This is a genomic window from Sinorhizobium fredii USDA 257 (genome assembly GCF_000265205.3).
GTDB lineage: Bacteria > Pseudomonadota > Alphaproteobacteria > Rhizobiales > Rhizobiaceae > Sinorhizobium > Sinorhizobium fredii_B.
In genome coordinates, this window is sequence record NC_018000.1 from 2598539 (window position 1) to 2610187 (window position 11649).

Consider the following 11649-nt stretch of genomic DNA (forward strand, 5'->3'; position numbering starts at 1 on the left):
CGCTGGTGTCGGCGGCGAAGCCTGCATGAAACGTCTCCGATTTGAGATAGGCAGCTCTGGGCGTTCTAGTCCGCGGAAATCGATGATTTGTATGGGGATAAAACCAATGGCCGTTTGATCCGGTCCGACAACTTTCCCATGCACCAGTGCAAAGGTATTCTCGGGAAGTCGCGAGATCTTCGACCTGTCGAAATTGATTTCGCGAGCGCCACCTGAGACGGGTACGCCCTCGGTTATAGGGTTCACGTCTGCACCTGGCTGCACCGTTACGGAGACCGTGCCTTCGGATGATTCGCTGCCAAGATCAATGGTTAGCTTCAGGCGAAAGTCTTGCGTAAAACGCTAAAGGGCGCCATGGCGAAAATCGCCAACGCTCCAAACAGCTTCGCGATACTGATCGCAGTGTTCGGATGTTCCTGCTTTGTGCTTCGAAGATCGCATAATGTATCGTCTAGGAACGACGGCGTGGGATTTTCGGTAGCCGTCGTTCCATACGTGAGGAAGATCAAGGTCCGCGCGGACGGACAATCGAGATCGCCGATCATGCGGCGTCGCGCGCAGGCTGTCGATCGGCCGCGCGGTACATTGGCACTTTCAATAGCAGACAAATAGGACTATAGCTAGACAGTCTAGCCAACTTGGAGCGGAACTATGGAATGGCAACTGCAGGACGCCAAGAACCAATTCTCGAAGGTGGTGCAGAAGGCGCGCCATGAAGGGCCGCAGATTGTCACGCTGCGCGGTGAGCGCACGGCCGTCGTGCTGTCCGCTCATGACTACGACGCTCTGCGCGCCGGCCGGCCAACGCTGGTCGATGATCTGCTTGGCGGTCCCGCTTGGGACGATCAGCTCGCTGATGCGGTGAATGTACGCGTCAAGACGCCAAGCCGCGATGTGGCCTTCTGATGTATCTGGTTGACACCAACATCGTCTCAGAGGCGCGACGCGGCACGCCGCAGGCGGTGTCCTGGCTGCGCTCTGTCGATCCGCTCAGCATCCACCTGAGTGCGCTCACCCTCGGCGAAATCATGCGCGGCATTGCCCTGAAACAGAGGTCGGATCCGAAGACTGCCGCGCACCTCACCGAATGGCTGCGCAAGCTGCGCCACGACCATGGCGACCGCATTTTGCCGATAACCGACCAAATCGCAGTCGAATGGGGCCGCATCGCGGCAATCCGCCCCCGCGGCGATATCGACGGGTTGATCGCCGCGACCGCGATCGTACACGATCTCATCCTTGTCACACGCAACATCAAGGATTTCGAAGACACTGACGCCTCCGTGATCAACCCTTGGGAGACGTCGGAGTGAGCCGCTCGGCGTCTAACACCCGCAGTAATGCCGGCATTCAATGTGTCCATTCGACGGAAGTACGGGTTCCTGTTTTAGACCTCTGAAGTTGCATAATGTATCGACTGGAACGTTCGGCCGGGCAGGAGGGGCCGCAACTAGGCACTCAAATTCAATCTCTGAGACCTGCTAGACTTCTGGAATGGGTACCGGAATCTGCCGGGGTGATGCCGCTGGATGAAAGTTCAGTGGCAGGTCACCAAAAGCTGGATCCCGTTTCAGAATGGGCAATCGATTCGATTCCGTCTTCTTCGAAGTTATATCCCGAGATGATCTGCTTTTCGTCGGTTCGAAGTGGCCCAGGAACGTGTGCGTTTCCTAATAAAACTTGAGTCGCTGTAAACCAATTAGCCCCCGCGCCATTGCGCTATAGTCTGCCGCGGCCAACAAAAACAATCAAAATTCCGCCGCGGCATCAGAACTCGGCCGTACGGGCCGCAATCAGGGGAACAATAAAATGAAATCGAATTGGGGTTCTACGACCTTCCTCTTCACAGCGCTTCTCGCGAGCCCTGCGCACATCGCGCACGCAGGGGATATCTGGCCATTCGATGTGATCAACATCGATGAGGGTAAGTCGCAAACGGTGGCTTATAACGGCCTCGAGAAGGCGGAGAAGCCATGGAACATATGCGTCCTGTTTCCGCACATGAAGGATAGCTACTGGATCGGAGTCAACTACGGCATCGTCGATCAGGCGCGCAAGCTGGGAGTTCACGCTACCATCCTTGAAGCAGGCGGCTATACCGAGGCAGCCAAGCAGGTATCGCAATACAACGACTGCCTCGCCAAGGGCGCAGACGCCATCATCATCGGTGCGATTTCCGAAGCTGGCCTCGCCAAGAGCGTAGAGGAGGGAAAGCGGAAGGGCGTGGTGCAGGTCGGGGTTATCAATCCGCTGAAAAGCGATCTGGTCGACGCCAAGATTTTCGCTAATTATGACGACGCGGCCGACGCCGGCGCCAAATTCGTGGTCGATCAGGCCGCAGGCAAACCGTCAAAAATGGTTCACTTCCCGGGGCCCCAAGGATCGGGCTGGGCCGAGGCCTCGACCGAAGGCGTGAAACGTGCGATCGCCGGATCCTCGGTGGAGCTCCTGGAGGCGAAATACGGCGATACCGGCAAAAGCGAGCAGCTCCGTCTCGTCGAAGATGCGCTGCAGGCCTATGACGACGTGAATGTGATCTTCGGCACCGCCGTGACTGCCGAAGTAGCTGGTCAGGCACTCGAGTCTGCCGGGGTCGAGGATGCGATCATCGCCGCCTACTACTCGAACGAGGGGATCGTCGACCTGATCAAATCCGGCAAGGTGACCGCAACGGTCACGGAATCGCCCGTCATGGAGGCGCGGATTGCCGTCGACCTGGCCGTGCGCCTACTCGAAGGCAAGGAGCATTACAATCATCTGTCACCGACGATGACCGTCGTCACATCCGATAACATCGGTAGCCTGGACCTGACGCGCACATTCGCTCCGTCCGATTGGTCGCCGGTCTACTCGGTGGAATAATGTCGGTTCTGTCGCTTGAAAACACATCGCCTTGCGAGCCAAGCTCGCAAGGCGAAACCGCTGAGCCGCTTCTGCGGCTCCATGGAATTTGCAAGTCCTTTGGGGCCTTTCAGGCGCTGAAGGACGTGCCCTTCGATCTCCGATCGGGCGAGGTGCACGTTCTGTTCGGCGAGAATGGCGCCGGAAAATCGACGCTGATCCAGATTCTCTGCGGCGTTCAGAAATTCGATTCTGGCCGGTACGAGCTCTTCGGCCAGGACATCGCGGGCCTGTCGCCCGTCGAGGCGCGGCGGCGCGGCATCAGCGTCGTGTTTCAGGAATTCAGTCTTATTCCCGAAATGACGGTGGAGGAAAACCTCTTCCTGGGACACGAGTTGACCCGCCATGGTCGCCTGGCAAAGTCCGAGATGCGCAAACGGGTGCGCGCGGTGCTCGATCGTCTCGGCTTCGACCTTCCGCCGGCCGCGCGCGTGTCCAGCCTTCGCCGCGCCCATCAGCAGATGGTCGAGATCGCCAAGGCGCTGCTCCTCGAATGTCGCGTTCTTGTATTGGACGAACCTACGGCATCGCTGACCGACCACGAGGCGGGTCGGCTTCTGTCAATGGTCGAGCAGCTTCGCAGCGATGGGCTCGGTATCATCTATGTTTCGCATCGCATGGCCGAGATCGACCGGCTTGCCGACCGGATCACCGTCCTCAGGGACGGTCGCCACATCGCCACCCTGCCGCGCGAGCGCGCCACCCACGGCGAACTCATCGAACTGATGACAGGAAGAACCTTTGAAAAGTTCTATCCCGAGATCATGCGAAAGGCCGGTCGCGTGCTCATGCGGATCGATAGCCTGTCGCTGCCGCGCGGCCTCGCCAAGGATGTGAGCTTCGAGGTCCGCAGCGGCGAGGTGTTGGGGCTGGCGGGCCTCGCCGGCTGCGGTAAATCCGAAGTCATCCGGGCCGCCTTCGGCCTCGAGAAATCCACGGGCGGGAAAATCGAAGTCGGCGGTCGACAGCTGCAGGATCATGGCCCGCGCGAGGCGATTGCCGCGGGTATCTGCTATCTTCCGGCCGACCGCGGCCGCGAGGGCCTGGCGATGCACCAGTCGATTGGCGCCAACGCGACCATGGTTGCACTGGATGTACGAAGATTCGCGCGACGGGCGTTCGGGCTGCGGCTGAAGGCCGAGCGGGCCTTTACGCGCGAGATCGTCGACAGGCTGAAGATACGCACCCCCGACCTGAACGCCACGCCCGACCAACTGTCGGGCGGTAACAAGCAGAAGGTCATGATCGCCCGTGGCATGGCGCGCGACTTCGACATCTATCTGTTCGACGAACCGACTGTCGGCGTGGATGTCCAGGCGAAGCTGCAAATCTACGATGTGATCAAATCACTCGCCGAAAGCGGCAAGGCGGTCGTCGTGGCCTCCTCCGAATTGGCGGAGGTGCTCCATCTGTCGCATCGGCTTCTGGTGATGCGCGAGGGTGCTGTCGTTGGGTCGCTGGAAGGCGCCGAAGCCACTGAGGATGCGGTCCTGTCGCTGTTCTTCGACAATAAGACGGCCAAGGGAAAGGTGAATAGATGACGAGCCTTGCTTTGCTTCGAGGACGCACCGGCGTCCGGCTGGGGCTGTTTGCCGGACTGCCCCTGATGCTGGTCGCCGCCTGTGTCCTGACAGCGCTTTACGAACCGCGATTTCTCAGAGCGGCCAATCTGATGAATGTGCTGCGCAACGCGTCGTTTTTGACCGTCATCTCCGCGGGGCAGATGATGGTAATGATCGTCGGCGGCTTCGACATTTCCGTCGGCGCAGTCGTTGCCCTCACCAGCGTCAGCACCGCAATGGCGCTGGTGTTTCTGGCGGGCTGGGGGATGACCGGCGTCGGCTTGCTCGTACTTGGATGTCTGGCCGGGCTGCTTCCTGCCTTGCTGCTTGGGCTGTGCAATGGACTGCTTGTCAGCTTCGGACGAATCTCCCCCTTCATGGTGACGATCGGTACGATGTCGATCGCAACCGGATTGGCCGCCTATGTCACCGGCGGCAGCCCGATCTATGATCTACCGACGTTATTCCTGGAGGCCCTCGGCAATGGGCGGCTCTTCGGCGTTCCGGGCGTTGCCTTCATTGCGGTCGCAGTCGTGTTCGGCCTTTGGTACCTCCAGAGCCAATCGCCCTACGGGCGATATTTCTATGCCGTCGGCGGCAATGAGAAAGCAGCCCGCCAAACCGGTATCGACACCCGCACATATATCTGCGCGGCCTATATCGTCAGCGCTCTGTTGGCGGGGCTGACCGGCATCCTGCTGACGGCAAGAGTGGGATCAGGCGAGGCCACGCTCGGGGGTAACCTGATGCTGCAAAGCATTTCGGTCGCCGTCATCGCCGGCGTCTCGCTCAAAGGCGGCGTCGGCAAGGTGCAGAACATCGTCCTCAGTTCGCTTTTTCTTTCAGTCCTCAGCAATGCGATGAGCCTCGCCCGCATCGACAGCAAGTATCATGTGATCGTGATCGGTCTGGTCGTGCTGATTGCCGTTTGGGTCGAGGCTCGCGCCGGTTCAATGGAGACGTCGGATGCTTAACTCGTTGCAACAGGCGCCGATCCGGCCTCGGGAGTCACTCATGCAACTGGCGTTGCCGGCGATCATCGTCGCGGTGTTCCTGGGGTTTGGCCTTGCGGAGCCAGCGATGCTGTCAAGCGGCAATATCGCCAACGTGCTGAAGCAGGGGGCGCTCTTCTTCTTTCTCGCCGCGGCACAGCTCGTCGTGCTGATCACCCGGGGCTTCGATCTGTCGGTGGGCGCATGCGTTTCACTTGTTTCGGTTGCGGCCTCAATGGTGATGACCACCGTAACGGCGATGCTCGGTCCGGTTGCCGGCGTGGCAGCAGGGGTCGCGACGGGCCTGCTGATCGGTGCCGCAATCGGAGCGATCAACGGCACACTGGTTGCCTATGGGAGGATCAATCCTTTTGTGGCCACGCTTGCGACCATGAGCATCTTCGGCGGTCTTTCCACGACCATCTCGGGCGGCTTCCCGATCTTCGACCTCCCACGGACCTTCACTTTCGCCTTCAACGAGGCATGGTGGCTGTTCCTGCCCGCACCGGTGACAATGGCCGTCCTCGTCGGATTGGCACTTCATGTCGTGCTGTCGTCGACGGTCCCGGGACGTGTGCTCTACCTGCTGGGCGACAGTCCGGCGGCGGCTCATGCAGCCGGCCTGCGGGTCCGGCTGAATCTCTGCGCCGCCTACGTGGCAAGCGGTCTGCTCGCGGCGCTGGCAGGGCTGCTGATGACCGCGCAGATCGGCTCCGGAGAGCCCAATCTCGGTACCAACCTGGTGCTTGGCAGCATCGCCGCCGCGGTGGTCGGAGGGGCATCCCTTCGCGGCGGAAAGGGAACGGTCCTGGCCCCTGCCCTAGGGTCCTTGCTCGTCATCGGTTTGTCCGTGGGCATGAACCTGTTGCAGATCAACGGCCAGCTTCAGCCGGTGGTTATCGGTGCCATTCTGATCGTCGGCGCCGCATTCGACATGTTGCGCTCTCGCGCACGCTGACTCGAGAGTTGCGCCTGCCACAGGCGGCCGCAACTGAGCGGAGACATTGCGCCATCGGTGGGCGTGAGTCGCAGAAAAATTATACGCTTTTGACCAAGCAAACCTGACCGATCCGTGTAAAGTCATTCCAGAGAAAGAAAGCCGGCGAAAAGACCGGTCATCAAGAGGGGTGAACATGAAGTACGTCGTTGACAGTGGCGGGATCACCAATCGGGGTGCGGATGCCTGGCAGCAGGCCGTTACCGAAACCTACTTCCCGCTCGATACCGAATATCGCAACCGTGCCGAATTTTCGGGCTCCCTCGAGACCTGGTCGCTCGGCATTGTGGGTCTGTCTAAGATGCGTTGTGACGGGATCCTCTATCGCCGCCATCGCCGCCATTTCCTGAATGAACGCGACAGCAGCATCCTGATCACGATCCCAGAGCTGAACGAGGTGAATTTCTCGCAAGGGTCCCGCACGGCGAAATGCGGCGTCGGCGGCTTTCTGGTGGAGCGTGGCGATGCGCCCTATGAGTTCTGGCACGGCAAGGCGAATTCGCTCTGGGTGCTCAAGGTGTCCTCGGCCAGCGTGCGCTCGCGTATCGGATCGGCCGAGCGCATCGGTGCGCTGATCTTCGACGCGACGCAGGGCGTGGCGTCCTATTTCATCGACACGGTCAAAACCACGGTCGCCCACATCGACCACATCGGCGAGGCAGCGCGCGAGGCTGCGGGAATGCACATCCTGGATATGCTCTGCCTTGCGATCCGCAGCGACGATCGAGTTCTCGACAGCATGGTGTCGCCTATTCGGGCGGCGCATCTGCAGCGCGCGGAGCAGTATATCCGTGACCACTTGAAGAATGCCGACTTGCGGCCGCAATCGGTGGCGGATGCTTGCGGAATCTCGCTGCGTTACCTGCAGCGGCTCTTTTCGGATAGCGAGCAGTCGATCAACAGCTTCATTCGGAACAATCGCCTGAACCGCTGCGCCGAGGAACTCGCCGTGACCAGCAGTAAGCGGTCCGTTGCGGAAATCGCCTACCGCTGGGGTTTCACCGATCAGTCCCAGTTCTGCAAACATTACCGGGCGCATTTCGGCGTGACGCCGACCGAGGCGAGGAGACAGGCCCTGGCGGCCGCCCTGGCGCAGCGCTGAGCTGGCTCGAAATCACTAACCATCCCCATGAACCCGACGCCGGCATTCCGGCGCAGGGCGGAGCTTTGCCTGCGCCTCATACATCAGGAGCCAACATGAAGAAGATCCGAGTTGCAGTCGATGTCGGCGGCACATTTACCGATATCTGCATCATGGACGAGGATAGCGGCGCTATCCGCATTGAAAAGACCTCTTCCACTCCCGACGACCCGATGGTCGCGATCCTGAACGGGGTCGAGCAGGGGAGAATCGACCTCAGTGAAGTGTCGATGTTCTCGCACGGCACGACCGTGGCGACCAACGCCTTGATCACGCGCCGCCTGCCCCGGACCGCCATGGTCTGCACCGAAGGGTTTCGTGACGTGGTGGAGATACGCCGCGCCAACAAGGAGGATCTGTGGGACACCTATAAGGACGTCGCCAAGCCTTACATCCCGCGTCGCGATCGCCTGACAGTGCGCGAGCGCATCGATGCCGAAGGCACCGTGCTCGAGGAGTTGAACGAGGAGGATGCGCGCCGCGTTGCGGAGGTTTTGAAGAAGCGGGATGTGAGGTCGATCGCCGTCTGCTTCATGAACTCCTATGTGAACGGCGCCAACGAAAGGCGGATGCGCGCAATTCTCAAGGATGCGATGCCGGACGTGCCCGTATCCATTTCCTCCGAGGTGATGCCCGAAATATTCGAACATGAACGCTTTTCGACGACCATGGCCAATGCGGTCTGCGCACCGGTCGTCGTGGACTACGTCTCCCGGCTGAGCGAGAAACTGGCCGCGGGCGGGTATGAGCGCGATCTTCTCCTGCTGCATACCGGCGGCGGCGTGATGACTCCGGGAAGCGTGAAGGATTTCTCGGCCCGCCTCGCCGGATCGGGGATCGCGGCGGGGGCTATCGCCAGCCGCTTCATCGGCAATCTCTGCGGCTATCCCAATTCCATCGGCTTCGACATGGGGGGCACATCGACCGACGTTTCTCTAGTCTTTAATCGCGAGCCGCGCATCACGAAGGACTGGTACATCGAATACGGATACCCGATCCGCTTTCCCTCAATCGAGGTGCTGACGATCGGTGCGGGCGGCGGCTCGCTGGCCTGGCGCGACGAGGGCGGTTCTCTTCGCAATGGTCCGCAGTCGGCGGGCGCCTATCCGGGCCCAGCCTGCTACAAGAACGGCAATACGACTGCAACCAACACCGATGCCAACGTCGTCCTCGGAAGGCTGGGGACAAGTCTCGCGGGGGGCAAGATCACCCTCGATCCGGCGCTCGCCGAAACCGCGGTCAGAGAGACGGTTGCAAAGCCTTTCGGTATGAGCCTGCATGAGGCAGCCGAAGCCATCGTCGCCGTCGCCAATGCCAATATGGCGAATGCGGTGCGGCTGTTATCGATCAGTCGAGGCTATGACCCGCGTGACTTCGCGCTGGTCGCCTTTGGCGGGGCAGGGGCGCTGCATGGCGCTGCGGTTGCCAAGGAACTCTCTATCCCGACCGTGATCGTGCCGCCTAATCCAGGCGTCACCTCGGCACTCGGTTGCCTCCTCGTCGACGTGCAGCACGACTTCTCCGAAAGCTTCATGGCGAGTGCCGCGGCGACCGATCCCAAGGATATCGAGGAAGCCTTCTTGCGCATGGAGAAGAGCGCCGTCGAGCGCCTGGTGCATGAGGGCGTGCCCGAAGCCGACATGATCCTGCAGCGCAGCGTGGAGATGATGTACCAGGGTCAGTGGCGCTCCCTTTCAGTTGCCGCCCCGCCGCGGATCGAACGTGTTTCCGACCTGATCGAGGCCTTCCATGGCGAGCACGAGCGCGAATACAATTTCCGCCGCGACGAGGCTCCGGTCTCGATCTTCCGGATCGCCGTGAAAGCCATCGGTACAGTGCCGAAGGCGGCCATCCCGGAATATGAGGCGACCCCGCACCGCCCCGATCCGACCAGCCGGCGAAAGGTCTGGTTCGACGGCAAGGCCTACGATGCCGACATCTATCAACGCGAAACCCTTGCCGCTGGCGCCGAACTGTTCGGACCGGCGATTGTCGAACAATTCGACTCCACCACCGTCATTCCCGCCGGGATGAGCGCGGTTGTGGACAACTTTATGAATATCCTGATCCGTACGAAAGGCTGAGAGATGAACAAGATGATGAAACCGGGCCTCGATCCGGTGACCTTCGAGGTGCTGAAGAACTCGTTCATCTCCTCGGTCGACCAGATGGCGGAGCGGATGCTGCGCACCTGCTACTCTTTCGTGATCTACAACCGTGACTTTTCGAATGGCCTGCATGATTCCGACGGGAATTGCGTCGCCCAGGGCAACCAGGATATCGCGGTCCATGTCGGAACGCTGCATTTCACCTGCAAGGACGTGATCCGCGCGTTCGAGGGCAATATGCTGCCGGGTGATGTATATGCGATCAACGATCCCTATGCCGGGGGAACCCATTTCAGCGATGTTCGCCTGATCCGGCCCATTTTCGACGAAGACCATCTGATCGGCTTCTCGCAGTCGAACGGCCACTGGTCCGATCTCGGCGGCTCGGTACCAGGGTCGTTCGATGTCGCTGCGCGCGAGATGTTCCGGGAAGGCATGCGGATCACCCCGATAAGACTGTTCCATGGCGGACGGTTCTGCGCGGATGTGGCGAACATGATCGCCGCCAATACGCGCGATCCCCAGTCGATCATTGGTGACATTCATTCGCAAGCCCAGGCCACCCAGGTTGCAGAGGTCGATCTGCTCCGGCTGGTCAAGAAATACGGTCGCAGTCAGGTCATGCAGGGCATGCAGGAAGTGCAGGATTATGTCGAGCGCGCGGTCCGTCAGCGCATTGCGGCCCTGCCGGATGGCAGTTGGGAAACGGTGGATTACATCGACCGCGATCCCGCCGGCAGCGAGGGGATGATACCGATCCGGATCAAGATGACGATCAAGGGCGACAGCATCCATTACGATTTTGCCGGAAGCCATCCGACGATCGGCTCGATCTACAATTCGGCGCCCGGGGCAACCTTCTCAGCCGTCGTGGCGGGAATGAAGACCTTCTTCCCGGACTTACCATTGAACAGCGGCTTCTATCGGATGATCGAAGTGATTGCGCCCAAGAACAGCGTCGTGAGCGCAGAATGGCCCGTCGCCGTCACGGGCTTCCTGATGCCCTTCGAGAAGATCATGAACGCAATCTTCGAGATGTGGTCGAAGATCATCCCCGAGCGCGCAATCGCGTGCGCGTTCAACCTCGAATATCTTCTGGCCGGCGGTCGCGATGCTCGCAAGGAAGACAAGCCGATTTTCATGTTCTACGAATGGCTTCCCGGCGGGTGGGGCGGACGGAACGGCAAGGATGGCGCGGATGTGACCACGGCCGCATTCGGGACCGGCCTGATGTCGCAGCCGAACGAGGGCAATGAGCGGGTCAATCCGACCCACACTGTTGAATTCCAGATCCTGCGGGATTCGGCCGGTCCCGGTAAGTGGCGTGGCGGCACGGGCGTTCAGAAAACCTCGGTCCTTCTGAAATCAGAAAACGCCGTGATGTCCTACATCTGCGATCGGGAGCGGGCGGTAGTTTGGGGGGTCGAAGGCGGGCTTCCTTCCATGCCGCATGGTCTCTCCATCAAGCAGGCGGGCAGCGATGAGGAAATCTGGCTCGGCTCGGTGTTCTCGGACTATCCTGTGCAGACGGGCGATCAATTCGCGCGACCGACGGCCGGCGGCGGCGGTTTCGGCGACCCGCTGGAGCGCGATCCTGCGAAAGTGGTCGAGGATGTAATCGACGACTACGTCTCAATCGAGCGCGCTGCTCTTGATTATGGCGTGGTCATCCGCGCGATCGACCCCGATCTCTGCCAGTACGAGGTCGACACCGAAGCTACCGAAGCCCTGCGCGCCGAGATCCGTTCCAAACGCAAGGACTGGGCGCGGATGGATCCGGAAGAGGTCAGCCGCCTTTACAAGGCAGGCGAGCTCGGCAAGCTGGATGTGCTCAGACGTCACGCGGTGATCCTCGACTGGGAAACCGGCGAGGCGTTGGAAAAGACAACCGCACAGTTCCGCGAAAGCTTCGAGAAGCGCACCGTCGCCCACTGGGCCTGAGCGGACG

At 60.6% G+C, this 11649-nt stretch carries 10 protein-coding genes; 9 read left to right on the forward strand and 1 reads right to left on the reverse strand.

All coding sequences use genetic code 11. From position 1 onward, the window contains the following. Window positions 1-317: 317 nt before the first annotated feature. Window positions 318-545 (reverse strand): hypothetical protein, encoded by a 228-nt coding sequence (locus tag USDA257_RS11995; protein WP_014763221.1) that lies wholly within the window; start codon window positions 543-545, stop codon window positions 318-320. Window positions 546-651: 106 nt separating this feature from the next. Here USDA257_RS11995 and USDA257_RS12000 point away from each other — a divergent pair, with 106 nt between their 5' ends. From USDA257_RS12000 to USDA257_RS12040, 9 genes are all read left to right on the forward strand, one after another. Further along, a complete protein-coding gene (locus USDA257_RS12000) occupies window positions 652-906 on the forward strand; it encodes a type II toxin-antitoxin system Phd/YefM family antitoxin (protein ID WP_014332761.1) in 255 nt (84 codons plus the stop codon). Beyond that, the gene (locus USDA257_RS12005; RefSeq protein ID WP_014763222.1) at window positions 906-1313 is read left to right on the forward strand and encodes a type II toxin-antitoxin system VapC family toxin; all 408 of its coding nucleotides are present in this window, start codon (window positions 906-908) and stop codon (window positions 1311-1313) included. The genes USDA257_RS12000 and USDA257_RS12005 overlap by 1 nt, the downstream gene beginning before the upstream one ends. A 496-nt stretch (window positions 1314-1809) precedes the next feature. Beyond that, the gene (gene torT / locus USDA257_RS12010; protein ID WP_014763223.1) at window positions 1810-2862 is read left to right on the forward strand and encodes a TMAO reductase system periplasmic protein TorT; all 1053 of its coding nucleotides are present in this window, start codon (window positions 1810-1812) and stop codon (window positions 2860-2862) included. A gap of 125 nt (window positions 2863-2987) precedes the next feature. Then, window positions 2988-4442, forward strand: coding sequence for a sugar ABC transporter ATP-binding protein (locus USDA257_RS12015; protein WP_231698934.1), 1455 nt, complete (start codon window positions 2988-2990; stop codon window positions 4440-4442). Beyond that, on the forward strand, window positions 4439-5437 hold the full coding sequence (locus tag USDA257_RS12020) for an ABC transporter permease (RefSeq protein ID WP_014763225.1): 999 nt from the start codon (window positions 4439-4441) through the stop codon (window positions 5435-5437). The genes USDA257_RS12015 and USDA257_RS12020 overlap by 4 nt, the downstream gene beginning before the upstream one ends. Before the next feature lie 40 nt (window positions 5438-5477). Continuing rightward, window positions 5478-6413, forward strand: coding sequence for an ABC transporter permease (locus USDA257_RS12025; RefSeq protein WP_048657378.1), 936 nt, complete (start codon window positions 5478-5480; stop codon window positions 6411-6413). 175 nt (window positions 6414-6588) lie between these two features. Continuing rightward, a complete protein-coding gene (locus tag USDA257_RS12030; RefSeq protein WP_014763227.1) occupies window positions 6589-7554 on the forward strand; it encodes a helix-turn-helix domain-containing protein in 966 nt (321 codons plus the stop codon). 95 nt (window positions 7555-7649) lie between these two features. Then, complete coding sequence (locus USDA257_RS12035) at window positions 7650-9677, forward strand: hydantoinase/oxoprolinase family protein (RefSeq protein WP_014763228.1); 2028 nt, start codon at window positions 7650-7652, stop codon at window positions 9675-9677. A 3-nt stretch (window positions 9678-9680) separates the two neighbouring features. Further along, window positions 9681-11642, forward strand: coding sequence for a hydantoinase B/oxoprolinase family protein (locus tag USDA257_RS12040; protein WP_014763229.1), 1962 nt, complete (start codon window positions 9681-9683; stop codon window positions 11640-11642). Window positions 11643-11649 lie beyond the last annotated feature (7 nt).

Excerpts from the sequence above, each read along its gene's own strand:
- USDA257_RS12020 (WP_014763225.1), top strand. The coding sequence starts at position 4,439 with ATGACGAGCCTTGCTTTGCTTCGAGGACGCACCGGCGTCCGGCTGGGG.
- USDA257_RS12040 (WP_014763229.1), top strand. The coding sequence starts at position 9,681 with ATGAACAAGATGATGAAACCGGGCCTCGATCCGGTGACCTTCGAGGTG.
- USDA257_RS11995 (WP_014763221.1), bottom strand. The coding sequence starts at position 545 with ATGATCGGCGATCTCGATTGTCCGTCCGCGCGGACCTTGATCTTCCTC.
- USDA257_RS12005 (WP_014763222.1), top strand. The coding sequence starts at position 906 with ATGTATCTGGTTGACACCAACATCGTCTCAGAGGCGCGACGCGGCACG.
- USDA257_RS12030 (WP_014763227.1), top strand. The coding sequence starts at position 6,589 with ATGAAGTACGTCGTTGACAGTGGCGGGATCACCAATCGGGGTGCGGAT.
- USDA257_RS12025 (WP_048657378.1), top strand. The coding sequence starts at position 5,478 with ATGCAACTGGCGTTGCCGGCGATCATCGTCGCGGTGTTCCTGGGGTTT.
- USDA257_RS12035 (WP_014763228.1), top strand. The coding sequence starts at position 7,650 with ATGAAGAAGATCCGAGTTGCAGTCGATGTCGGCGGCACATTTACCGAT.
- torT (WP_014763223.1), top strand. The coding sequence starts at position 1,810 with ATGAAATCGAATTGGGGTTCTACGACCTTCCTCTTCACAGCGCTTCTC.
- USDA257_RS12000 (WP_014332761.1), top strand. The coding sequence starts at position 652 with ATGGAATGGCAACTGCAGGACGCCAAGAACCAATTCTCGAAGGTGGTG.